Below are 21759 nucleotides of genomic sequence, written 5' to 3'. Positions count from 1 at the left end.
AGAGCGAGACACGCCATCTATAATAATCCCAAAACGTCTATTTTGCCTCATGACGCCGCTCTCCCCCTTTCTTATTCTCTGCTAGATACATGACAAAATGCGCGAATATTTTAACAGCCAGTCGGCGACAGGTCAAGACATCGCCCTATAACCAAAGCAGGCTATCGAATCCCGCTGTATTAACGTTAAAGCAAGATCATTTTGACACGTACTGAACGGTGCAAAAAGCCTACCCTTTCTTGTTTAAATCGTCATGATCATAAAAAATCTGATTTTCAATTAGCTGTTCGGTCGGAACATCACGACACACGCGCGCAGGGCACCCCATAACAATCTTACGGGCAGGAACATCACGGGTCACCACGCTCCCTGCAGCGACCAGCGCATCTTCGCCAAGCTCGACCCAGGGGAGCAACACAGCTCCTGCGCCTACCCTTGCCCCCAGCCGAAGACGTGGCCCACGAAAGTGTTTTTTCCTTTCCTCTGTTCTTCCTAAGAAATTATCGTTGCTGAAAATGACGCAGGGCGCGACAAAGCAGAAGTCCTCGATAGCACTAAAAGCCGTAATATAGGCGTTACTTTCAATCTTGCAACGTCTCCCAATAGCCACTTTGTTCTCAATCGTAGCGCCGCGTCCGATAATGGTTCCTTCACCAACAGTTACATTCTCCCTTACTGTCGCCAAATCGCCTAAAAAAACACTATCGCCTATGTCTGCTCCACGGTATAATACGCAGGAAGCACCAACTGTTACTCCTTGGCCAACGACCAAGGGCGGCAATTCTACCGAACTGCTAGTTGTCGCGCTCATTATCGCTTTTGCTGGCTCTTTTCCAAGGATCGCTCCATCAAGTATTTTACAATTAGCTCCAATAACAACGCCTGAGTGGATAATAACGTTATACCCAATATAGACGGAAGGATCAATTACAGCCCCGTCTTCGATAATGACGTTCATGCCTTGCAGATTCCTTTCTTTTTGCATTTGCATCCGTCCTTTCTTATACTGTGTTCCTCAGCGGAGTTATACTGGGTGTTTTCTTAATTTTTTATTATCTCATCCACAAAAAACAAAATATCTATTAGCGAGGAGAATCCCGTTGAATATTTTGTTGATTAACCACTACGCAGGTTCGCCCCAACTCGGCATGGAATATAGACCGTGGTACTTGGCAAAGGAATGGGTAAAACAAGGGCACAGCGTAACCATTGTAGCAGCATCATTTTCCCATCTAAGAATGTGCCAACCTAAAGTTACTCGTGCCTGTACGACTTCCACAGAAGAAGGGATCCGTATTGTTTGGCTCAAAACCCCTGCATATACAGGCAACGGGGTGAGACGAATCGCTAATATGCTGTCTTTCATTTTGCAGTTATACCGTTTTTTGCCGAGAATCGCAAAAGAACGTCATCTCAATGCTGTTATTGCTTCATCGACATACCCCTTGGACGCCTATCCTGCTCATTGGATTGCCAAAAAAACGGGAGCGCAGTTCGTTTTCGAGCTTCACGACTTGTGGCCCATGAGTCCCATGCTTCTCGGAAATTACAAACCGACTCACCCGTTTATCCGCATTATGCAGCGAGCTGAAAATTACTGGTGCCGCAATGCGGACAAAGTGATTTCACTTCTGTCCGAAGCGTCACCTCATCTTCAACAACACGGCCTAGATCCGACCAAGTTCTTCTGTGTTCCCAACGGAATTATGCCTGAAGAGTGGGCTAATACTGATAACATATTACCAAATGAATATCAAAAAGTTTTAGATACGCTACACAGTGCCAATAAATTTTGCGTGGGCTATGCAGGAGGACATGCAAAGTCCAATGCTCTTGAGTCTCTTCTTGCAGCTGCACAGATTTTACAACAAAAAAACAAAGCCGTTCATTTCATTCTCCTCGGAGACGGAACAGAAAAAGCACATCTTCAGCATATGGCAAAAGACTTTAATTTAAACAACACTACTTTTTTACCGCCACTCCCCAAGCTTAACGTTCCTTGCTTTTTAAAACAAATGGATGTTCTGTTTGCTGGGGGTGATCGTAGGTGTGCTCCTTTATATTCTTCCGGACTAGCTCTGAATAAATTATTTGATTATATGATGGCAAGCAAACCAATTATCCTTGCTTTTGGAGATATTCCAAACATCGTAAAAAATTCCAGATGCGGCTATTCTGCTCAATACGAGGAGCCTGAATCAATATCAAATGCAATATTAAAACTCTGGGATACTCCGCCAGAAATGCGACAAATAATGGGAGAACGCGGGAAAACATATGTTTTGAATCATCATGCCTATCCAATTTTAGCTCAACGGTTCATCGATATTTTACAAAAAACATTATAATTCCGTTCTACTGCGTGCATCAATACGCGCAGTTTATGTTGAAGTAATTACATTGCATCTCAGGGATTTTTCTTCAGGTGTCAATTACTGACGTCTCTATAGATTCCCTGAGCATTTTCTCTCACGGTGGTGAAAATATGAAAGTTGTATCGCTCATTGGCGCTCGTCCCCAATTCATCAAAGAAGCAGCCCTCAGCAACGCTGTGCGGCAGGCAACTCCATGGGAGCATATTGTCGTTCACTCCGGTCAGCACTATGACGCTGACATGTCGGATGTTTTCTTTCAAGAGTTAGGTATTATTCAACCACAGTACTTCCTGCATGTCGGCTCAGGCAGTCATGCAGCAATGACCGCTGCGGCAATGATCGCATTTGAAAAAGTCGTTCTCAAAGAAAAACCTGACATCGTGCTAATTTACGGGGACACAAATACGACACTTGCCGGCGCTCTTGTTGCAGCGAAACTCAAAATACCGATTGCACATATTGAAGCAGGTCTACGTCAAGATATTACAGGAATGCCGGAAGAGATCAATCGACAACTCTGCGATAGAATCTCTTCTTGGTTATTTTGCTGCTCCCAGCTTGGCGTTGAGAATCTTCTTCATGAAGGGCAGTCCTCCGGCGTTGTCCTAGCCGGTGATATCATGTACGATCTTTTCGTTAAAATGAAACCGCGCTTCCGTTCAACAGAACAGCATTCTCTTGGACTTGCTGATAACAGGTATGCTGTTATTACCCTTCATCGGGATTTTAACGTTGATTCGCCCCATAAACTTCGTTCTATTCTGAAAGGAATTGACTCTTTGTGCGCTAGGCTTTCCATAACTCCTGTTTTGCCGATCCATCCTAGGACACTAAAGCGAATTGATGAATTCAACTTAAAGGATCTTATTGATCATTGGCAACTGACTCAACCGCTAGGGTACCTTGAATTGATGGGACTTATTCAAAATTGCTTCTGCGTAATTTCAGACAGCGGCGGATTACAGAAAGAAGCATATTACTTAGGGAAACGCTGCGGCGTCATGATGGAAAACACAAGCTGGAAGGAATTGACCGATATAGGATGGAATATTCTGCTTGATTTTTCGACCTCAAGCTCAGAACAATATGCGGAAGCTTTTTCCCAGTCGGTTTCTTATGTGCCTGATATTTATGGTACAGGAAATGCCGCACAAATCATCATTAAGACTTTAACCGGAGTACGTAATGGATAACCAACACACACCTATAGTCCACTTGACCATTGTTCATTCTCGGTACGACGTAAGAGTATTCACAAAAGAGTGCTCTTCCTTAGCTAACGAAATGGCTCCTGTTACGTTAATCGTCAACGATGGGAAAGGTGACGAATCTAAAAACGGCGTTATCATTAGAGATTTAAATTTTCCAAGAGTTCGACGTTTTCTTAACCCTTTTGTTACTTTCTTCCCCGCTTTTAAGATCATACGAAAAATTCATCCTGTAATCGTTCACTTTCATGACCCCGAGCTCATTCCTCTTGGTTGTCTTTTAGCCTTATTCGGATATAGAATCATATACGATGTCCACGAAAACGTACCCGAGCAAATATTGACAAAACATTGGCTTCCCGTTTGGCTTAGACGACCGTTATCGTTGTGTGCAACTGCTATTGAGTGGCTCACTCGTTTCTTTGGTTTCCGTTACGTTATTGTTTTACCAAGCCAAACGCTTCGTTTTCCTGAACAACGCTGTACTTTAGTACAAAATTACCCCATACTACAGCTCTTTAAGCCAGCCCCTTCTCTTGACGCAGTAAAAGAAAAAGGATCCTATTTCATTTATACTGGTGCCATAACTGAGATCAGGGCTATTCGCGAGATTATTGCTGCATTTAAACTGACACCGCCTAAATTCCCTTCATTTTTACTGGCTGGCACATTTGAACACGAATCTTTAAAAAAAGAAATAACCTCAACATCAACATGGGAAACGAAAGTTAACTACATTGGACAAGTCCCCCAAGAAAAGATTGCTCGACTTGTGCCCCACGCACTGGCAGGACTTCAAGTAATTTTACCATTACCTAATCATTTAAGATCAAACCCCAATAAGCTCTTTGAGTATATGGCATGTGGAATCCCCGTTATTGCCTCCAATTTTCCGTGTTACCGAGCTATTATTGATGAAAATTCCTGCGGTCTTCTCGTCGATCCCACAGACCCACGTGCTATAGCCAAAGCGCTGCACTGGATAGTGGATCACCCGCAGGAAGCTAGAAGCATGGGGCATAATGGCTGTCAAGCAGCGAAAATGAAATACAACTGGGACATTGAGTCACGAAAGCTTATAGAGCTTTACCGCCAACTCTTGAAAAGAGAACCTAAATAACTTTTCATCCACTTAAAAAAATACACGGGCATTCCTACAATCAGGAATGCCCGTGTGCTATTTATTAATTTATTACCAGCCGCTAGAAAGGCCCAGGTCCATCCATCGTATGTACATCTTTTAAACCATTTTCCTTCTACCCAGTTATGTGTATGTACAATTTATCTTTTCTCTCCATCAGGGGCAAGAAAACACTGGAAGAAAACTCTTTTCAAAAAGGTGCAAAAACTAACGCTTTTCCCCTGAGAGCATCTTAAAAATATTAGAACCCCCTCTGTATTTTGTCATCATATAGAGTAAAAACAACTGCACGCCTACTCCAAAAGTCAATAGAGCCGTAGGCAAGCTTGTATTTGACATAAAATATGAGCTGGGTGCAATTGACAAAAGAACAAAGAACTTCCACTTCTCTCCTCTTTCAGCAGCTATCCTATCAAATAGCTTCAAAATAGCGCACACTACGCCGAGCATACAGAGAATGCCGAGAAACCGCAAGTCCACTTGCGCATTGGCAATAAAATTTCCAACTAAATTCGTATCCGGGCGGGACAGATATTTTTTGGCCAGTACAAAAGACAGTTCTCTTTCGTAGGGATAACATCCCAAAAACTTTAAAAGATTTCCAGTGAAGAAGATCGGTCGACTTTGCATAGAAAAGTCAAAATAATAGCTTGAAATAATTCCTGGTGTTGCAAAAACGCGTAATACTAAAAAATATAACTTCACAAACCCCTGCAACTTAAACTGAGCTAAAGCTAAAAGAGCACCAAAACTCCACGAGAAAACCGCTACCTTTAACCGCATTGAATAAACAAAAAATATAAATGCAATTAATAAAAACCCCGCAAGAGAGCTCTTTGTAGCTTGGACCGAAAACGATGCGTACCCCAAAACGAGAGCTAAAAAAAGCCACACTCGTCTTCTATATGCCAATGCGTATGCAAAAAGTCCCATTGAAAAAACTGTTAACCAAGATACAGCATATCCCCAAAATGGCGCTCTCGAAGACAATATTTTTAATTCATGCCGTATAGAATACATTTTCGTAAAAGAGATATATCGAAACAAATAGTCTGGCGCGAAAATTAAAATATAAAGCCCCAACGCTATAGAAATTATTTTATAAACTATTACAGTCTTCTCCCCTTCCATATCCAGACTCTCTCGACTCTCCATGTGAGTGGTATCGTCGGCATGTCCCGCCACACCAGTTAATATAAATCCAGCTATTATGAAAACCGCTAACATGTATGTAGCTACGTCCTTAGAAACGACATATGGACACAGCAGCATTGAAGGTAATAAACAAAAGTAAACCAATCCTGTTCTAACAGCATCGGACGGGCGCTTCAGATACTTAGGCAGAGAAAATAGCAACATACAGAAAGCCGCTATATTAGTGAACAAGAGCATCGCTACACCTGGGGTACGCGGCGATAACACGTATACTTTTAGCTCTCCCGATAGGGCCCTTTTTAATAAAATGTTAAAGAACACCAGAAAGAAAACATGCCCGCAAACTTCATAAAATAACTTTCCATATTTTTTTCTAAAATCACAAACGTAAAGTATTCCTGCGATCATTGCCGTCATACTAAAAGCCAAAATAAGTAAAACTCCAACGTCATAAAAACTCGGTCTTTGCAGAATAAATTGACGAATAAAATATGGAGACTGTTCTGACAAAAACATCCTGTAGTGTCCTGATAGTTCCTTATCAGAAAGCAACGTAGCCAAGCGATTAGTCAACTCAGCATTAATATTTTGATACTTATAATTTGCTATATGTCCTACAAGGTCATAATATGAACCCCAAGGAGCATGAAACTCGCTTATGTGTTTTTTAAGAGACTCAATTCCTTTGTTTATCAGAAATCCTGCGGTTTTTGACCCTGTAAGTTCCTTATATTTGAAGAGGGAAATTAACACATGTTCCATCCCGTTGAGCGTGTACCTAGATGGAAGCTCTGAAGGAGTTCTAGGATACTCCGCATACCACCAAGAAGAGTCACTTTCTTTATACGTCGCTCCCCCTTCATCATGAGCTATGCGAAATGATCGCAGAATTTTTTGAGCCGCAGCAAAATATTTTTCCTCACCTGTTATCTGCCAGCGTAACAGAAGAGCTTCCATGCCTATTCCTTGAGCCATAGCTGATATCCACGGCACAGAAATGTCATCAGCGTCAAGACCAAAGTTATACAACCAAACACCAAATATTCTGCCATCAGGACCTTGACGTTCAACTATATTATCTAAAAGCCATTTTGTGGCGTTCATAAACCTTTTTTCAGCTTCACCCCGTGATATTCCCTCTGTCAACGGGATGTCATAATATTTTAAAAAATATGAATAATCTTCTTTATTTTTCCATATGTCATAATATCGAAAGGCATGCATTGTAATATATACCGGGTTGTATACGTAAGTTCCACCTTTATTTCCTCGACGAAAAAGCATCATCGGAACACCATTTTTGTCAAAACAAAACCCGCTGTAATTCTTTATATTTCCCGTTCTAATTACATTCATCAGGTGAGTTGTAAAGTTAGGGAATTGTTCCACAAATTTACCCATCAAGCATATGGACAGTACTAGCGATATTCCTAATGCAAAAAAAAACCTCCGTAGAAACTTTTTCATCCTAGACCTCCTAGGCAATAACACAACAGTTTGTCAAATACCTTAGACATACTACAAACAATATACATCACTCGAAAACTAAATCACTGCTTCCCACGCAAAAGCCCAAATTTTATGAGTGCAAGAGGACGCCACTGACTTGGCAAAAATGGAAACATTCCCAAACAATCACCAAGGAAAAAGTATGCCACTGTTACAGTGCCCGCAAAAAGCAGATAGGGAAATGGGCTAGCAAGAGTTCCAATCAGAGAAAATCCCGTTGCAATGGCAAGTACAATGCACGATGAAAAAGAAACTTGCTTTATTACTGGAACTAGAAGCTCCCGCGATAAGATAAGTAAATACGACAGACTGACAGCGCCCCATACAAGAGATGTCGCCAAGCAAAGTCCCGGGGCCCCCCAAAACGGGAGAAACAGCCAGTCGAGAAAGCCGTTCAAAACAACTCCAACGTAGCTGATAACCATAATCAACATCAGACGGTGTTGCGCTTGTGCATATCGAAATAATAAGCCTTGCCAGGCTGCAAACGGGATGATCGGGGAAGCCATGGATATACATTTTGCAGTGAGGGCAATTGCGTCCGCTCCAAAGGCTCCATGCCCAAACAATATGCTGACTACTGGCTTTGACGCCACAGCGAGAACGCAGCCACAAGGGAACAAATACCCCCAAATAAGCAACAGAGCCGACTGAAGCTGACCTTGACTCTCTGTCAGCGTTTTTGCTTTGCTGGACTTAACAAGAAAAACATAAAAAATAGGTCCCAGCACTTGAATCGGTAACGTGTAGACTACTGACGCATACCCCAACGCGGCAATATTGCCTTCAGGCAACGCAGACCCAAAATACCTGTCCACCACTTGAAAAAGTCCGCTTGAGCCCACAATCCCAAGACAAATGAGAACTTCAGTCCAAAATTGCCTTCGAAGTCCCTTTGGAATACTGCCTTGTTGAGCTGACATCGGCATGTCGGCCAAAACAAACCACATTAAAATCGTCACCAAAACGATTGAGAGGCTGTACGCTTGGGCAATCGCCACTTCACCCCAATATTTTCCAGCCCCCCACATGAATGCAATGGCAACAACGTTCCAAATGTTCAGAATGGAACTGACGACGCTATACCTCCCCTGAAGGTTGCTCCAGACTGTTAGAAAGCTCTGGTGAATCATTCCGACTGTCCAAGGAATCATCCATAGGAGCATGATTGCCGCTTGGTGCATCCGCTGAGGGTCAAAATTGCGCGCAAAAAATTCGACAACCGATCCCGGAAAGAGGGAAATTCCCAGAAGTAGGACGATCGTCCCCCCCATGAAGATCCGCCAAATTCGGACAAAAAATGCCCGACCGACCTCAGGTGAGGCGTTGGCCATCACAGGAAGCAATGTCGACGTCAGAACCGTCGATGCAGTCGTCACGAGTAACGAGAGGATACCCAGCGCGACATAAAACGCATCGACGCCGCCGGACGCGCCAAACAGCCACGCGATGAGCAGCGTTCTGCCGTACCCTAGGACCTTCCCTAGGCCAGTAAAAGTTATAGAAACGAGAGCCGCGCCTCGGGCTGTCTGGCGTCCCATCAGACTGTTCCAAAACGAGCGAAAGAAGCGCCTCATAAGCTCAAAGATCCTCCTCAGTTGCTTTATGATGGCAATCCATACGTGTTCCTCCGAGCGGCAATAATTTGAGTCGCCGCCTATTTTAGCATTATTTGAGTTAAAAGAGGCAGCGGTCTTGTTTGGTCTGCTCCCCGTCAATAGGACAGTGAAAAATCAAAAAGTCCCGTACCGCCAGTCGAGTAATCGGCCGGCGGTTCTTTTACGCCGCAGTATAGAAGCTTGCATGGTATTCGGCAGGTGTCATCAGATTCAGTTTCCGTTGGAACCGCTCTGTGTTGTAATACCTGATGTATGACTCTATGGTCTTCACCAGATCCATCTTTGAGGTGAAGCGTTTCCTGTAGTACATTTCACGCTTCGGGATCCCCCAGAAGCCTTCCATAGGCCCATTGTCAATGCAATGGGCTACTCTGGACATGCTCTGCTTCATTCGGTTTCTCTTTAGTCTCCCCGAGAACTGTTTGCTCGTGTACTGGAAGCCTCGGTCACTGTGAAACAATCGATGTGCCTCGGGCTCACGCTCTACAGCTTCATCAAACGTGCTCATAACCAGCGGATTGTCATTATGCTCGCCGATTTTATATGCCACGATCCTGCGATCATAGAGATCTAGTATGGCACTCAGATATACTTTGTGAGCGTTCCCCCCGACGTAATACTTGAACTCAGTGACATCCGTCAGCCATTTCTCGTTCGGTGCGTCTGCGTGAAAGTCACGGTTGAGATAGTTTTGGCGATATGTGCAGGGTCTTGGCTGCTTCTGGTGCAGCTCTTTGGCCTCCACTTGATCGTGGATTGAATACGCTCTCCGCGACAGATCCTGAGTACCCGCTTATCGTTCTCTGCGATGCCGTGATTCCTTTCCAGTTCGTTCCTGATTCGCCGGTAACCCATATCCGGATGGTTCTCATGAATGGCCTTGATCTTCTCGGAGAGCTCGGTATTGTACTTCTCACTGAAGCTGACAGGACCTTTAAGCCAGCGATAATACGCGCTGCGCGAAAGCCGCTGGCACTGACAGAGCTTTTGCAGGGGGTAGTGCTTGGCTTCAGTCAGTTCTTTGATCGCTTGGTATTTGTAGGGATGTCGAGTCAGAGAGAGCGATCTTTCATCTCTAACTCTCTGATTTTTTTTAACAGGTCGTTCTCCATCTGAAGGTCGCGGTTCTTGCGTTCCAGTTCTGCAATCCTGTCACGCTGCTTTTCCTCTGGTGTCCGGGCTGGCAGGGTTCCAATCCGCCGTCCACGACGGTCTTCAAGGCCGGCGGGGCCCATGCTCTCATAACGGAGCACCCAGTTGCGCACCTGCTGATAGGAACAGTTATATTTCAGCGCCGTCGCTCCATAATTATTATCCTTAGCAAGGCAGTACCGTACGATTTCAAGGCGTTCTTCCTGGGTTGTCTGTCTGGCTTTTCTCATGGAGCTGCCTCCTCCGCTTGTGCGCGATTGGATCCATCCATGAGTAGTATATGCCTGTATCCAGCTTTGAAGTTGAGCTTTTGACCGTAAGCCATAGCGATACGCCGTCTCCGTGAAGGATCCTTCTCCGCTCAGATAGGCATGAACGGCAGCCAATTTCAGCTCCTGTGAATAATGTCTGTTTCTCGATTGAGCGAGCAATCCTCCGGGACCTTCATTTTGGTAAATCCGGACCCAACTCCTAAACGATGCGCGGCCCCTAAGCCCCGCTTGCCTTGTCGCTTCTGTGCAGCTGATTTCGTCTCGGAGATAGCTTTCAACTAGAGATATTTTCAAAGCTGAGTCTATCTTGCTTTTTCTGGGCATAGAAATACCCCCCAAGTAGGTTTTATATTTCCCTGTCCTACTTGGGGGGAGCATATCAGTTTGACCGCTGCCTCTTGTCTTTTAGATATTTTCCATGACTTCTTTTTCTTTTTCTTTGACAAGCTCGTCGACTTTAGAAACGAAACTATCGGTCTCCTTCTGCACCACGTCCAATTCCGTTTTCAGCTGATCCTCGCTGATCTCACCGGCGTCCTCTGCCTTTTTGTAGAAGTCGTTCGCGTCCCGACGGAGGTTTCTCAGGGCGATTTTCGCCTCTTCTCCCAGTTTCGACACGTACTTGCACAGCTCTTTGCGCCGTTCGCCGGTAAGTTCGGGCATGCTGAGCCGAATCACCTTGCCGTCGACAACCGGCGTGACGCCGATGTTGGCTGCTAAAATGGCTTTTTCAATTGTTTTGACGGCTGTCTGGTCGTACGGGGTGATTTGAAGCGTCCGCGCGTCCAAGACGCTGACGGTAGCCATCTGTTTCAGCGGCGTCGGCGTCCCATAATAGTCGGCTTTGACGTCTCCGACGAGTCCCGGATGGGCTCGTCCCGTCCGAATGCCAAGGAACTCGCCGTTCATATGGTCAATCACTTTCTGCATCGGTGTTTTTACGTCGAATGTCGCCATGACCGTCACTCCTTTTGTTCTGACTTGGGATAGATGACTTTATTCTGATACTATACTACCAATTTCGTCGCCGTCTATCAAGAACCGCCACAGGGTTCCTTTTTCTTGGACGTTGAGCACGACAATTGGGATGTGGTTTTCCATGCAGAGGGAGAACGAGGCCGCGTCCATCACGGCGATTTGCTTGACCAGCGCGTCCTGATAGGTGAGATGGGAGAACTTGACGGCGTCAGGGTATTTTTGAGGGTCTTTGTCATAGATGCCGTCGACTTTAGTCGCCTTGACGAGACACTGAGCGCCAATTTCGGCTGCGCGAAGCGCCGCCGTGGTGTCCGTCGAGAAGTACGGTGATCCTGTCCCCGCGGCAAAGATGACGATCCGGCCCTTCTCCATGTGGCGAAGAGCCCGACGGCGAATGTACGGTTCGGCAATAGCCCGCATTTCAATAGCAGTCAGGACACGGGTCGGCAGCTGACATTTTCTCTCGAGAACGTCTTGAAGGGCCAGCGCGTTAATCGTTGTGCCCAACATTCCCATATAGTCGGCCTGAGAGCGTTCGATGCCTTCGTCCGTCGCCTGCCGTCCGCGGAAAAAGTTGCCGCCGCCGACGACAAGACCTACCTGAACTCCCTCGCGGGCGACCTGGGCCACCTGCTCGCAGATAGTTTCAATTGCCCGAAAGTCGAGTCCAAAGCCGACTTTTCCTGCTAAGACTTCGCCGGAAAGCTTCAAGAGGATCCGTTGATACCGCATCGCAAGAGCGCCCCTTTCGTCGCAAAAAAGGGGCTGCGGACAATCCAAGTCCGAGCCCCTTTGTACGGTTCTTCTACTCGCCAATGGAGAACCGGGCGTAACGGCGAATCACCATGTTCTCGCCCAGCTTTGCGATCAGATCGTTGACCAGATCCTTGATCTGCTTCTTGTCGTCACGAATCCAGAACTGCTCGGTCAAGCAGTTGGTCTCGTAGAACTTGCGAATTTTGCCTTCAATGATGCCTTCCAAGACTTTTTCCGGCTTGCCGGCGAACTTCGGATCCTCTTTCAGCTGGGCGCGGCAGATTTCCTTCTCGTGCTCCAAGTCCTCTGCGGGGACAGCTTCAGGGTTAAGATACGCCGGGTTGGTCGCGGCGATGTGCATGGCAATGTCATGCCCCAGCTGCTGGAACTCGTCGGTCCGGCCGACGAAGTCAGTTTCACAGTCCAGTTCAACGAGAACGCCGACTTTGCCGGTGTTGTGAATGTAAGAGAACACCCGGCCGTCCTTTGCGTTCCGGCTGGCCTTTTTAGCGGCCTTGGCCAAGCCCTTTTCCCGAAGGTAGTCGATGGCTTTTTCCATGTCGCCGCCGCACTCCGCCAAGGCTTTCTTGCAGTCCATCATGCCGCAGCCAGTGCGCTCGCGAAGCTCCTTTACCATGGAAGCGGAAATTTCCATAACGGGATCCCCCTTAGTCTTCTTCGCCTTCGGCGGTTTCGGAGCCGTAGGTCTCGGTCAGTTTTTCCTTCATGTCCAGGACGTCCTCGTCGCTAGCCAGTTCGTTCTCTTCTTCAGCAACTTCGGGCTTGCGCTCTACCGCCGCGTCGACGCCGCCCCGTCCTTCGATCATGGCGTTCGCCATCAGGCCGGTAATCAGCTTGATCGCTCTGATCGCGTCATCGTTGCCGGGGATGGGGAAATCGATCATTTCAGGATCGCAGTTGGTGTCGACGATGGAAATGACCGGGATACCCAGCTTGCGGGCTTCGAGAACGGCGATGTCCTCGCGTCTCGGGTCGATGACAAACAGCGCGTCGGGCAGCTTCTTCATGTCCCGAATGCCCTGAAGGTACTTCTCCAGCTTGGCTTTCTCCTTGCGAAGGAGGGAGATTTCCTTCTTCGTGTGCTCGCCCCAGTCGTCGTCCGCGTCGATCTTCTGCAGTTCGATCATGCGCTGAACGCGCTTGCGAAGCGTCTGGAAGTTGGTAAGCAGACCGCCGAGCCAGCGCTGGTTGATGTAGTACTGGCCGCTCCGCTGCGCCTCTTCCGCGATCGTGTCCTGAGCCTGACGCTTGGTGCCGACGAAAAGCAGCGTGCCGTCGTCCTGTCCAACGCTGCGGACGAAGTCGTAGGCCTTTTCAAGCCCCTTCACGGTCTTCTGCAGGTCGATAATGTACACGCCGTTGCGCTCGGTGAAGATGTAAGGCTTCATCTTGGGGTTCCACCGGCGGGTCTGGTGTCCAAAGTGGACGCCGCACTCCAAAAGCTGCTTCATACTGACAACTGCCATGTTCTCATTCCTCCTGGTTGTTTGTCGGCCGGGTCGTCGCGGACTTGGGACCCTCTAGGGCACCGCCCTCGCCCTGATCCGGCTTACGAATTAAAAACCTTTGGGATTATACCACAAAGGTTCAGGACTCTCAATCGTCTTTCACCTCTTCTGAGCCGTCAAGCAGAAGCCGTAGCTCCGATTCTGTCTTTTCCGCCAGCTGATCCTTCGTCAGGATCCCGACCGTCTTTCCGCTCTCAATGACGACCAGCTGATCGGCAAGCCGCCGGGCCTGCTCTAAACTGTGGGAAACCATGACGACCGGGAACTTGGCCGAAAGGGACGTGATGAGCTTTTCCAACCTTTCTGCCGCCCGCACGTCCAAAGAGGCTGTCGGCTCGTCGAAGAGGAACATTTCCGGCTTGAGCGCCAGAGCACGAGCGAGACACAGCCTCTGCTTCTGTCCGCCGCTCAGCGTCTCGGCGCTGTCGTCGAGCCGGTCTTTTACCTCGTCCCATAGCCCAACAGTTCGCAAGGCCCCTTCAACTTCTTCAGAGGCGCTCTTCCCTCGGACGTTTCTGAGCACTTCCAACGGCATGGTGAGGTTCCGACGAATTGACAGCGGAAGCGGAGACGGCGTTTGAAAGACCATGGCGACGCGACGCCTGAGTTCCGTCGCCTCGAAGGATCTAGGACCGCGGTGAGGCCGAACGCCGTCGCTGAAGTGAAACGTCACGGAGCCGCTTTCCCGGTAGCCGGGGAAGCACTCGTTCAGCCGATTGACCGCCCGAAGAACCGTCGTCTTGCCGGAACCTGACCGGCCGACCAAAACGGTGACCGCGCGGCGCGGCGCGCTGAACGTTACTCCGCTGAGCACCGGAGCGCCGGCAAACGACGCGCACAGGCCGCTGACATCCAGCGCCGTCTCTAGCCTCTCCGCCACGATCGGTCCATCCCCTTTCTCAAATGCCACGAGACGAGCAGAAAAACCCCCGTCATCGCAAGGAGCGACACAGCCGCCCCGAAGGCCCGGTTCAAGTCCGCCGCGTCCAGATACTGTCCTGACTTGTAGAAGACGAAAAACGACAGGGTCTCAAATTTTCCGAGCAGCCCGCCCGGAAGGCCTCCGCTGGCGACGACCCCGGTCAGCATAATGACAGCCGTGTCCTCGGCGGCACGCCCAAGCACGAGCATAAACGAGCTGAGGACTCCCCGCCCTGCCGCAGGGAGCAGCAAATGACGAAGGGTCTGCCATTCTGACATCCCCAGCGCTCGCCCGGTCAGGGCCAAGTCAGTCGGCAGCGCGGCAAGCGACGCCCGAACGCCAAGCGCCAAAGTCGGCAGAGTCAAAAGCGCCAAGCACCCGGCCGCCAGCAAAAGACAGGTGGTAGCGTGAGGCGCGACGGTCCGGCGAAGGAGGAGGAGAAACTCGAAGCCGAAAAGCCCCATCACGATACTGGGGACACCCGCCACGAGGTCAACAGCCAAGCCGAGAAAGGACTTGAGCCGAGAGGTCCCCGGGCTGGCGAGGTAGGCGCCGCAGGCAAGTCCTGGAACCGCGACTAAAACCAGCGTCAGGACCATGACGCAGCTCGTTCCGGCAAGCGCCGGCCATATTCCGTCCCAAACCGGCCGTCTGGCGAGCAACGCGTCGATCGGCGGTACATGGCCAAAAAACAGCTGTCTGTTGATCGCCGGGATCCCTCGCCGGAAAAGAAACCACCCGAGGGCTCCCACCGAAATGGCAACGGCAGCCAACGAGACCAGCCTGAGGATCGTAAGACTTGCTTCCCGGCACTTCATGATCTCTTTCGCGCCTCCCGAGCGCGCAGCGCCCGACCGATCCCGGCCACGAGGAACCCCATGGAGAGAAGAACGCCGCCGGAAAGAAGCAGCGACAGGTGCTCTCCCCCAGTCAGGTCGGATGACAACGTCAGGCTGATGTGGGCCGCCAGCGTCCTCATGGACCCAAGAGGGCTAGTGACAAAGGACAGGGCGTTGCCGCCGACCATCACGGGAATCAGCGCGTCGCCCATCGCTCGGCCCAGCCCGAGGACAGCCGCGTCTCGCAGGGCCCCGCGACAGGCCGGCAGGGTCACTCGAGAAGCGATTTCAAGAGGCGAAAGGCCCAGCGCCGCCGCGGCAACTGCGTGTTTCGTCTCTACCAGCGACGCTGCGCCGTCGATAACGAGCGTCATCGCGGGGATCCCCTGCAGGGCCAGAAGGAGTGCGGCAGACAGAAAGCACAGCCCGGAACCTCCCAGATGTCCCCGAATCAGCGGAACGAGCAGGAAAAGGCCGGTGAACCCGTAAACGACCGTCGGGACGGCGGTCATTCCCCGCAGCAGAACTAAAAGGCCGCTCCGAAGGGCCTTAGGCTGGCCGAAGCGGAGCGACAGGGCAAGCCCAACGGACAGCAGCCACCCGAGAGAAGCGCCGCAGAGGGCTAAAAGAGCCGTGTTGAAGATCATCGGAGCCACTCCGAACAGCCCGCGTGCGGCGTTCCACGTAACGCCCAGCAGGTGAAAATCGCGTCCTTCTCTCAGCGCGTCGAGGGCGGTAATCAGGACAAAAGCAAAAAGCGCCGCCAGAATAGAAGCGGCCGCTCCGGCGGCTGCCCGAATCCAGAGCGGCGCTTTAATCGTCAGGACGTCGTTTTCAGGACGCTTCACTTGCGCTTCAGCGGAATGTAGCCGCTGTCGCTGATGATTTTCGCCCCTTCATCGCTGTAAATGTAATCGATAAACGCCTTCACAATCCCTTCCGGCTCGCCCTTCGTGTTCATGTACAGCTGACGGGTCACCCGGTACGCTCCGGACGCCGCGTTCTCTTGGTTCGGCACGGCCCCGTCAAGCGCCACCGCGGCGACGGAGCTGTCCAAGTACCCAATGCCCACGTAGCCGATCGCGCGGGGATCGTTCGCGATGGCGGTCTTCATCGCGCCGTTGCTGTTGACGGCGTTGACCGACGGCGCGGACTCGACGTTCTTGCCCAGCACCAGATCGTCAAAGGTCTGGCGCGTCCCGCTGCCGTCTTCCCGGCCGTAAATGTCGATCGCGCCGGGCTCTCCGCCCAGCTCCTTCCAGTCGGTGATCGCGCCGGTGTAGATGCCCTTCGCCTGTTCGCTCGTCAGAGCCTTCACAGGGTTAGCCGGGTTAACGGCCAGAGCCACGCCGTCAATGGCGAACGGGAACGTGACCAGCCCATACTTTTCGACTTCTTCGGCCTTCAGGGCGCGTCCAGTGTTGCCAATTTGCACGACCCCTTCGCCGACCTGCTTGACGCCCACGCCACTGCCGCCGCCGGCCACGCTAATGCGGATATCAGGGTTGAACGTCATGATATCCTCGGCCGCTTTCTTCATGACCGGGATATGAGCCGTTCCGCCAGCGATGTCAATCGTCCCGCTCTGGCCCTTGAACGCGTCAAGCGGAGACCCAAAAGCCGAGACGGCGCTCAGGAGAGCGGCAGCTGCCAAAGCAAAAATTCTTTTCTTCATTCATATCACTCCTCGTGAAAATATCTGAAGCTCATAATGATTATATCAAACAAACGCGCGAATACGACCCCAATGCCGACTGGCTTCGCTTGACGCATTTTGCCGCCGAGAGGGAACTACAATCTCATCCGTATGAGCGTACAGAAAAAGCCCGAAGGCTTGCAGCCTTCGGGCTTTCTTCTTGCGCTGGTTACTTGGTGAGCAAACGCTCGGTGATACGGGCGGCCTTGCCGCGGCGGCTGCGCAGGTAGTACAGCTTGGCGCGACGAACCCGGCCGTGACGCTTGACCTCAACGCCGGCGATCGTCGGGCAGTGAAGCGGGAAAATACGCTCGACGCCGACGCCGCTGGACATCTTTCTGACGGTGAACGTCTCGGTAGCGCCGCCGTGTTTGCGGGCAATCACAACGCCCTCAAACGCCTGAATGCGCTCCCGGTTGCCTTCCTTAACCTTCACGTTCACGCGGACCGTGTCGCCGGGACGAAACTCCGGAATATCGTGACGCATGCACTTATCTTCAACCAGTTTAATTCTCGGATCCATCGATGACCCTCCTTGCAGATAGGCTCTCCGCTCTCAGCGTGAGCCGAAAAATCGATCAAGAACAGCCGAAACCAGAGCGACCGGAGGCAAGGCTCGGTCGGTAGCTTCGATACGCTTCAGCGGCACAGACGCCGCCGAGTCAAAACGTTCTGCGCCCAAAAGGACCAGAACTGGGCCTTCGGCCTGGGCAATTCGCCGTTTAGCCTCCAGCCATGGCAAACCATTTTCCTGCTGTGCCAACAAAACTGCCGGCGCGCCTCGCCCCTTGCGGGCAATCCACCGAACCATCCCATCAGGCGAAGGCAGCGCTTTAACGCTTTTTGCGCCTTCCAGCGCAGCTCTCAAGTCGTCCAGACTTCCCCGTGTGGGCGACATGAGCACCCGATCCAGGCCATAGGCGTCCGCAACGGCGAGGCACTGACAGGCCGTCTCGGCAAGCGCCGGATCAAACGGGTCGACCGCCAGACCGAGGTGAACTTGGTCGGACAGGTACCCCATCAGGCCGGCCCGGCTGAGCAGATCCGGACGTCGGGCCAAGGTCCGCCGAACGGCCGTGCGGCGCCGCCACAGGTCAATATCCCGATCGCGTCCTGACAGAAGGACTTCCGGAACGTTCTGACCATTCCAACTGGCCGGACGGGTGTAATGACACGTGTCCAGCATGCCGTCAAAGAACGAGTCCTCCCGAACTGACAGCTCCTTGCCGACCGCGCCTTCCACCAAGCGGGCCATCGCGTCAATCGCAGCCATGACAGGAATTTCACCGCCGGACAACACGAAGTCTCCAAGGGAAATTTCCAGATCAACCCGGCTCTGCACAAACCGCTCGTCCAGTCCCTCAAAGTGACCGCACACGAACACCACGTGCCGGTCGCGGGGAAGCGACTCGACCAAGTCTTGGGTCAGAGGAACGCCCTGAGGGGACGGGTAAATCACGTAAGGGACTTCTCCCGACCGGCTGACCGCTGACAATCCGGCGTCTAAGACAGGCGCGGAAAGCGTCATGCCGCCCCGGCCGCCGAAGCTGTAGTCGTCGATCGCCCGATAGTTGCCGACGCCCCACTGGCGCAGGTCCTGCACTTCGACTTTGATGAGGCCGCGGCTCAGCGCGCTGCCGACCAATCCGTCGCGGAGGAAACCCTCAAACAGGCCGGGAAACGCCGTCAGTACGGTTACGTCCATCTCAGTCCCACAGACCTTCCATCATCGAGATCACCAGTTCCCGCCGGTCCAACGAAACCTGACGGATGAACTGATCGACAAACGGCACCAAGTGTTTTTTGCCGTCCAAGCCTTCAATCTCGAAGATATCCGACGCGCCGGTCGTTAAAACGTCCCGGACGACACCTAAGACTTCCCCGGTTTCGTCCTTGGCCTGAAGGCCGACGAGGTCCCGAATCCAGTACTGCCCTTCGGGAAGAGGAACCATCTCGTCAGGCGGCACGCAGATAAAACACCCTCGAAGCGCTTCAGCCTCGGCTGCATCGGAAAGCCCGCCGAGCTCCAAGATGATTTGGCCTTTCGAACGAAGCTCGCCGACGCTTTTTAGGGGATACTGGCCGACTTCTTCGCCGTCCCGGTAAAACCGAACGCGCGTCATCGTCTCAAACCGCTCGGGGAAATCGGTCAGAGGGGCGACCCGCACTGCGCCTTTGACCCCATGCGGGCCAACGACCTTGGCGATAACGACCCGGTCCTCCATCGCTAACCGATAATGTCTACGTCGACGGCGTCTCCTGCCTTCGCCGCCGCGACGCCGACCAGCTGACGAATGGCGCCGATGGTGCTGCCCCGGCGGCCGATGACCCGGCCCATATCGTCGGAAGCGACGGCAATGTCGACCAACTGGCGTCCGTCCCGATCGGTCACTGAGACGGAAACCTGATCAGGCTGAGTTACCAGCTCCCGGACAACAAATTCAACAAGGGCCTTATAGTCCACCATGAGACAAGGCCTCTAGGCCTTGGCTTTGCCGGCTTCGAACTTCTCCCAAACGCCGGCCTTCTTGAGCAGGCCACGAGCCGTATCGGAAGGAAGCGCGCCGTCATTAAGCCACTTGACCGCCTTCTCTTCGTCCACCCGAATCTCCGCCGGATCCTTCATGGGATCGTACACGCCGATCTGCTCGATGAAGCGTCCGTCCCGCGGGGACCGTGAGTCGGCAACAACGAGCCGGTAGAAGGGAACTTTTTTGCGTCCCATCCGTGAAAGTCTGATTCTGACTGCCATATGAGCACCTCCTGATGTGCCTGAAACCGAAATATCGGTCTATCTGAAAAGGCCGCCGAGCCGGCGAACCATCTTCATGCTTTTTCCCATTCCCATGCCGCCGAACTGCTTCCAGACTTGGTTCATCTGGTCAAACTGCTTCATCAGCTGGTTGACCATCTGGACTGACGTGCCGGATCCAAGGGCGATGCGCCGGCGACGCGACGCGTTCAGCAGCTTGGGGTTTTCCCGTTCAGCCGGGGTCATTGACTGAATGACCGCCTTCATGCGCCGCAGCCGACGGGGATCCGCCGCGTCAGGCGCCTGCTGGGCCAGTTTTTTTCCTAAGTTGCCCGGAAGCATTTCGACGACCTTGTCGAGCGGCCCCAGTTTTTCCACCTGCTCAAACTGAAGCATCAGGTCTTCCAGGCTCAGCCCTTTTTTCTTCTTCTTGGCAAAGCTCTGGCTGATTTTGGCCAGGTCTTCCTCCGTCGTCGCCTGACGGACTTTTTCGGCCAGGCCGACCAGATCCCCCATGCCCATGATGCGCTCGGCCATCCGTCGGGCGTCGAATTCCTCGAAGGCGTCGATGCCTTCGCCGACGCCGGCGAACTTGACCGGCACGCCGGTCGCCGCCAGAACGGCAAGGGCCGCGCCCCCGCGGGCGTCGCCGTCGAGTTTGGTCAGCACGATGCCGGTCAGGCCAAGCCGGGCGTGGAACGTCTCGGCCACGTTGAGGGCTTCCTGCCCGGACATGGAGTCCACGACGAGTAGGATTTCATCCGGCTGGACCGTGCTTTTGAGCCGATCCAGCTCGGTCATCAGCTCTTCGTCAATCGCCAGACGTCCGGCTGTGTCGTAAATAATCAGGTCTTGAAGGTGGTCAGCGGCGTACTTCCTCGACTGTCGGACCAAGTCAAACAGGTCTGTTTTGTCGTTCTCCGGGCCAAGAAAGCCGACTTCCGCTGACTTGGCGAGGATCTCCAGCTGTTTTACCGCCGCCGGACGTCTCAGGTCACAGGCCACGAGCAACGGCTTATGGCTGGGGCGGATACGCCGGGCGAGCTTTGCCGAACTGGTCGTCTTGCCGCTTCCCTGAAGCCCGACCATGAGCACGGTCGTGGGCGGTTTAGGGGATATCTTGAGGTTTGACTTGCCGCCCCCCATCAGGGCCACAAGCTCTTCAAAAACGACGGAGATGACCTGCTGCGCCGGCGTGATCGACTCAAGGACGTTCCGCCCGACCGCGCGGACGCGGATGCGCTCCACGAGATCGCGGACCACCTTGTAGCTGACGTCCGCCTCAAGCAGGGCCCGCCGAACTTCCCTCAGGGAGTCCGCCACGTCGTTTTCAGACAGCTTGCCTCGGTTCCTCAGGGAGTCAAAAATGCCCTCCAGTCGGTTTTTCAGAGAGTCGAACACGGCATCATTCTCCCTTCAGGACGTTTTCCACCCGCCGAATAGCCCGCTGCGCCGAGAGGACGTCACCCAGACAGCCTTCCAAATCCTTTAAGGCGCCTTGGACCGCCCGAATCTTGGCACAAAACCCTAAAAGAGCCTCGTAATCCGCCAGCTTTGCCCGGCTGGACTGCACCAAAGCCGACGCTGCCTGCCGAGAAGTGCCCAGTTCCCGGGCCATTTCCGACAGGGACAAGTCCTCGTCTGAATGAAGTTCAAACGCCCGCCTCTGCCGTCCGGTGAGCAAAGGGCCATACAGGTCATACAGCTGCGCGTCCTTTACCCGCTGTTCCAGCGCCTCGAGCGTGTCCTTCATCCCAGTCACCTCACTTGCGACGAGTCATTATACGGCGCGTTTTTACCAGTGTCAACCATTTTACATTGACACCCTTTTACGCTGGACAGTCTGAGCGTTTTTG

General features: G+C 52.0%; 24 protein-coding genes and 1 pseudogene. 3 read left to right on the top strand and 22 right to left on the bottom strand.

What is annotated here, in order from left to right; all coding sequences use genetic code 11:
• Nucleotides 1-229 precede the first annotated feature (229 nt).
• The gene (locus JONANDRAFT_RS03295; protein ID WP_008522775.1) at nucleotides 230-985 is read right to left on the bottom strand and encodes an N-acetyltransferase; all 756 of its coding nucleotides are present in this window, start codon (nucleotides 983-985) and stop codon (nucleotides 230-232) included.
• A gap of 115 nt (nucleotides 986-1100) precedes the next feature.
• On the opposite strand from JONANDRAFT_RS03295, the gene JONANDRAFT_RS08050 reads away from it, so the two are divergent.
• The 3 genes from JONANDRAFT_RS08050 to JONANDRAFT_RS08045 all read left to right on the top strand — a co-directional run bounded on the left by JONANDRAFT_RS08050 (nucleotide 1101) and on the right by JONANDRAFT_RS08045 (nucleotide 4703).
• On the top strand, nucleotides 1101-2348 hold the full coding sequence (locus JONANDRAFT_RS08050; protein WP_008522773.1) for a glycosyltransferase family 4 protein: 1248 nt from the start codon (nucleotides 1101-1103) through the stop codon (nucleotides 2346-2348).
• A 137-nt stretch (nucleotides 2349-2485) separates the two neighbouring features.
• Nucleotides 2486-3568, top strand: coding sequence for a non-hydrolyzing UDP-N-acetylglucosamine 2-epimerase (gene wecB / locus JONANDRAFT_RS03290; protein WP_008522771.1), 1083 nt, complete (start codon nucleotides 2486-2488; stop codon nucleotides 3566-3568).
• Nucleotides 3561-4703: a glycosyltransferase gene (locus JONANDRAFT_RS08045; protein ID WP_008522770.1), complete on the top strand. Its 1143-nt coding sequence runs from the start codon at nucleotides 3561-3563 to the stop codon at nucleotides 4701-4703. The genes wecB and JONANDRAFT_RS08045 overlap by 8 nt, the downstream gene beginning before the upstream one ends.
• 228 nt (nucleotides 4704-4931) lie before the next feature.
• Here the strand turns inward: JONANDRAFT_RS08045 and JONANDRAFT_RS08040 are convergent, their stop codons facing one another.
• The 21 genes and pseudogenes from JONANDRAFT_RS08040 to JONANDRAFT_RS03195 form a co-directional block, all read right to left on the bottom strand.
• Entirely contained in the window at nucleotides 4932-7346 is a 2415-nt protein-coding gene (locus JONANDRAFT_RS08040) for a D-glucuronyl C5-epimerase (RefSeq protein WP_008522769.1), read from the bottom strand.
• Between the two features lie 83 nt (nucleotides 7347-7429).
• Nucleotides 7430-9106, bottom strand: a complete 1677-nt coding sequence (murJ, locus tag JONANDRAFT_RS03280; protein WP_035786793.1) for a murein biosynthesis integral membrane protein MurJ — start codon at nucleotides 9104-9106, stop codon at nucleotides 7430-7432.
• 61 nt (nucleotides 9107-9167) lie between these two features.
• Nucleotides 9168-9737 (bottom strand): IS3 family transposase, encoded by a 570-nt coding sequence (locus JONANDRAFT_RS08355; protein ID WP_233417432.1) that lies wholly within the window; start codon nucleotides 9735-9737, stop codon nucleotides 9168-9170.
• The gene (locus JONANDRAFT_RS08350; RefSeq protein ID WP_233417424.1) at nucleotides 9647-9862 is read right to left on the bottom strand and encodes an IS3 family transposase; all 216 of its coding nucleotides are present in this window, start codon (nucleotides 9860-9862) and stop codon (nucleotides 9647-9649) included. Before JONANDRAFT_RS08350 ends, JONANDRAFT_RS08355 begins: the two co-directional genes overlap by 91 nt.
• Nucleotides 9863-10059: 197 nt before the next feature.
• Nucleotides 10060-10389 carry a helix-turn-helix domain-containing protein gene (locus tag JONANDRAFT_RS08345; RefSeq protein WP_233417398.1) on the bottom strand — a complete coding sequence of 110 codons (330 nt, stop codon included), beginning with the start codon at nucleotides 10387-10389 and terminating at the stop codon, nucleotides 10060-10062.
• 237 nt (nucleotides 10390-10626) lie between these two features.
• Nucleotides 10627-10755, bottom strand: a pseudogene (locus JONANDRAFT_RS08510) (hypothetical protein); the annotation flags it as partial.
• Nucleotides 10756-10836: 81 nt separating this feature from the next.
• Nucleotides 10837-11388, bottom strand: coding sequence for a ribosome recycling factor (frr, locus tag JONANDRAFT_RS03265; protein WP_008520934.1), 552 nt, complete (start codon nucleotides 11386-11388; stop codon nucleotides 10837-10839).
• 39 nt (nucleotides 11389-11427) lie between these two features.
• Nucleotides 11428-12141: a UMP kinase gene (pyrH, locus tag JONANDRAFT_RS03260; RefSeq protein ID WP_008520933.1), complete on the bottom strand. Its 714-nt coding sequence runs from the start codon at nucleotides 12139-12141 to the stop codon at nucleotides 11428-11430.
• A gap of 73 nt (nucleotides 12142-12214) precedes the next feature.
• Complete coding sequence (gene tsf / locus JONANDRAFT_RS03255) at nucleotides 12215-12820, bottom strand: translation elongation factor Ts (RefSeq protein WP_008520931.1); 606 nt, start codon at nucleotides 12818-12820, stop codon at nucleotides 12215-12217.
• Between the two features lie 13 nt (nucleotides 12821-12833).
• Nucleotides 12834-13652: a 30S ribosomal protein S2 gene (rpsB, locus tag JONANDRAFT_RS03250; RefSeq protein WP_008520930.1), complete on the bottom strand. Its 819-nt coding sequence runs from the start codon at nucleotides 13650-13652 to the stop codon at nucleotides 12834-12836.
• A gap of 130 nt (nucleotides 13653-13782) precedes the next feature.
• A complete protein-coding gene (locus JONANDRAFT_RS03245) occupies nucleotides 13783-14604 on the bottom strand; it encodes a phosphate ABC transporter ATP-binding protein (RefSeq protein ID WP_233417423.1) in 822 nt (273 codons plus the stop codon).
• Nucleotides 14559-15434, bottom strand: a complete 876-nt coding sequence (locus JONANDRAFT_RS03240) for an ABC transporter permease subunit (protein WP_008520923.1) — start codon at nucleotides 15432-15434, stop codon at nucleotides 14559-14561. The genes JONANDRAFT_RS03245 and JONANDRAFT_RS03240 overlap by 46 nt, the downstream gene beginning before the upstream one ends.
• The gene (locus JONANDRAFT_RS03235; protein ID WP_008520920.1) at nucleotides 15431-16303 is read right to left on the bottom strand and encodes a PstC family ABC transporter permease; all 873 of its coding nucleotides are present in this window, start codon (nucleotides 16301-16303) and stop codon (nucleotides 15431-15433) included. Before JONANDRAFT_RS03235 ends, JONANDRAFT_RS03240 begins: the two co-directional genes overlap by 4 nt.
• Nucleotides 16300-17130, bottom strand: coding sequence for a phosphate ABC transporter substrate-binding protein (locus tag JONANDRAFT_RS03230; protein ID WP_008520919.1), 831 nt, complete (start codon nucleotides 17128-17130; stop codon nucleotides 16300-16302). Before JONANDRAFT_RS03230 ends, JONANDRAFT_RS03235 begins: the two co-directional genes overlap by 4 nt.
• Before the next feature lie 190 nt (nucleotides 17131-17320).
• Complete coding sequence (rplS, locus tag JONANDRAFT_RS03225; RefSeq protein WP_008520917.1) at nucleotides 17321-17674, bottom strand: 50S ribosomal protein L19; 354 nt, start codon at nucleotides 17672-17674, stop codon at nucleotides 17321-17323.
• Between the two features lie 33 nt (nucleotides 17675-17707).
• Entirely contained in the window at nucleotides 17708-18856 is a 1149-nt protein-coding gene (gene trmD / locus JONANDRAFT_RS03220; RefSeq protein ID WP_008520914.1) for a tRNA (guanosine(37)-N1)-methyltransferase TrmD, read from the bottom strand.
• Between the two features lies 1 nt (nucleotide 18857).
• The gene (rimM, locus tag JONANDRAFT_RS03215; RefSeq protein ID WP_008522767.1) at nucleotides 18858-19376 is read right to left on the bottom strand and encodes a ribosome maturation factor RimM; all 519 of its coding nucleotides are present in this window, start codon (nucleotides 19374-19376) and stop codon (nucleotides 18858-18860) included.
• A gap of 2 nt (nucleotides 19377-19378) precedes the next feature.
• Entirely contained in the window at nucleotides 19379-19618 is a 240-nt protein-coding gene (locus tag JONANDRAFT_RS03210) for a KH domain-containing protein (RefSeq protein WP_008520911.1), read from the bottom strand.
• A 12-nt stretch (nucleotides 19619-19630) separates the two neighbouring features.
• Entirely contained in the window at nucleotides 19631-19903 is a 273-nt protein-coding gene (gene rpsP / locus JONANDRAFT_RS03205; protein WP_008522765.1) for a 30S ribosomal protein S16, read from the bottom strand.
• A gap of 39 nt (nucleotides 19904-19942) precedes the next feature.
• The gene (gene ffh / locus JONANDRAFT_RS03200) at nucleotides 19943-21304 is read right to left on the bottom strand and encodes a signal recognition particle protein (RefSeq protein WP_008522763.1); all 1362 of its coding nucleotides are present in this window, start codon (nucleotides 21302-21304) and stop codon (nucleotides 19943-19945) included.
• Nucleotides 21305-21308: 4 nt separating this feature from the next.
• Nucleotides 21309-21656: a sigma factor-like helix-turn-helix DNA-binding protein gene (locus tag JONANDRAFT_RS03195; protein ID WP_008522761.1), complete on the bottom strand. Its 348-nt coding sequence runs from the start codon at nucleotides 21654-21656 to the stop codon at nucleotides 21309-21311.
• Between the last annotated feature and the right edge of the window lie 103 nt (nucleotides 21657-21759).

The sequence above is a fragment of the Jonquetella anthropi DSM 22815 genome (assembly GCF_000237805.1).
Lineage (GTDB): Bacteria > Synergistota > Synergistia > Synergistales > Dethiosulfovibrionaceae > Jonquetella > Jonquetella anthropi.
The sequence above is the reverse complement of the archived record's forward strand: the minus strand, read 5'-3'. Positions and strand labels throughout refer to the sequence as shown.

Bases quoted from the DNA above. Each gene is read 5' to 3' on its own strand.
- JONANDRAFT_RS03295 (WP_008522775.1), bottom strand. From the start codon at position 985: ATGCAAAAAGAAAGGAATCTGCAAGGCATGAACGTCATTATCGAAGAC.
- wecB (WP_008522771.1), top strand. From the start codon at position 2,486: ATGAAAGTTGTATCGCTCATTGGCGCTCGTCCCCAATTCATCAAAGAA.
- JONANDRAFT_RS08045 (WP_008522770.1), top strand. From the start codon at position 3,561: ATGGATAACCAACACACACCTATAGTCCACTTGACCATTGTTCATTCT.
- JONANDRAFT_RS08040 (WP_008522769.1), bottom strand. From the start codon at position 7,346: ATGAAAAAGTTTCTACGGAGGTTTTTTTTTGCATTAGGAATATCGCTA.
- JONANDRAFT_RS08350 (WP_233417424.1), bottom strand. From the start codon at position 9,862: ATGGGTTACCGGCGAATCAGGAACGAACTGGAAAGGAATCACGGCATC.
- JONANDRAFT_RS08345 (WP_233417398.1), bottom strand. From the start codon at position 10,389: ATGAGAAAAGCCAGACAGACAACCCAGGAAGAACGCCTTGAAATCGTA.
- frr (WP_008520934.1), bottom strand. From the start codon at position 11,388: ATGGCGACATTCGACGTAAAAACACCGATGCAGAAAGTGATTGACCAT.
- pyrH (WP_008520933.1), bottom strand. From the start codon at position 12,141: ATGCGGTATCAACGGATCCTCTTGAAGCTTTCCGGCGAAGTCTTAGCA.
- tsf (WP_008520931.1), bottom strand. From the start codon at position 12,820: ATGGAAATTTCCGCTTCCATGGTAAAGGAGCTTCGCGAGCGCACTGGC.
- rpsB (WP_008520930.1), bottom strand. From the start codon at position 13,652: ATGGCAGTTGTCAGTATGAAGCAGCTTTTGGAGTGCGGCGTCCACTTT.
- JONANDRAFT_RS03240 (WP_008520923.1), bottom strand. From the start codon at position 15,434: ATGAAGTGCCGGGAAGCAAGTCTTACGATCCTCAGGCTGGTCTCGTTG.
- JONANDRAFT_RS03230 (WP_008520919.1), bottom strand. From the start codon at position 17,130: ATGAAGAAAAGAATTTTTGCTTTGGCAGCTGCCGCTCTCCTGAGCGCC.
- rplS (WP_008520917.1), bottom strand. From the start codon at position 17,674: ATGGATCCGAGAATTAAACTGGTTGAAGATAAGTGCATGCGTCACGAT.
- trmD (WP_008520914.1), bottom strand. From the start codon at position 18,856: ATGGACGTAACCGTACTGACGGCGTTTCCCGGCCTGTTTGAGGGTTTC.
- rimM (WP_008522767.1), bottom strand. From the start codon at position 19,376: ATGGAGGACCGGGTCGTTATCGCCAAGGTCGTTGGCCCGCATGGGGTC.
- JONANDRAFT_RS03210 (WP_008520911.1), bottom strand. From the start codon at position 19,618: ATGGTGGACTATAAGGCCCTTGTTGAATTTGTTGTCCGGGAGCTGGTA.
- rpsP (WP_008522765.1), bottom strand. From the start codon at position 19,903: ATGGCAGTCAGAATCAGACTTTCACGGATGGGACGCAAAAAAGTTCCC.
- JONANDRAFT_RS03195 (WP_008522761.1), bottom strand. From the start codon at position 21,656: ATGAAGGACACGCTCGAGGCGCTGGAACAGCGGGTAAAGGACGCGCAG.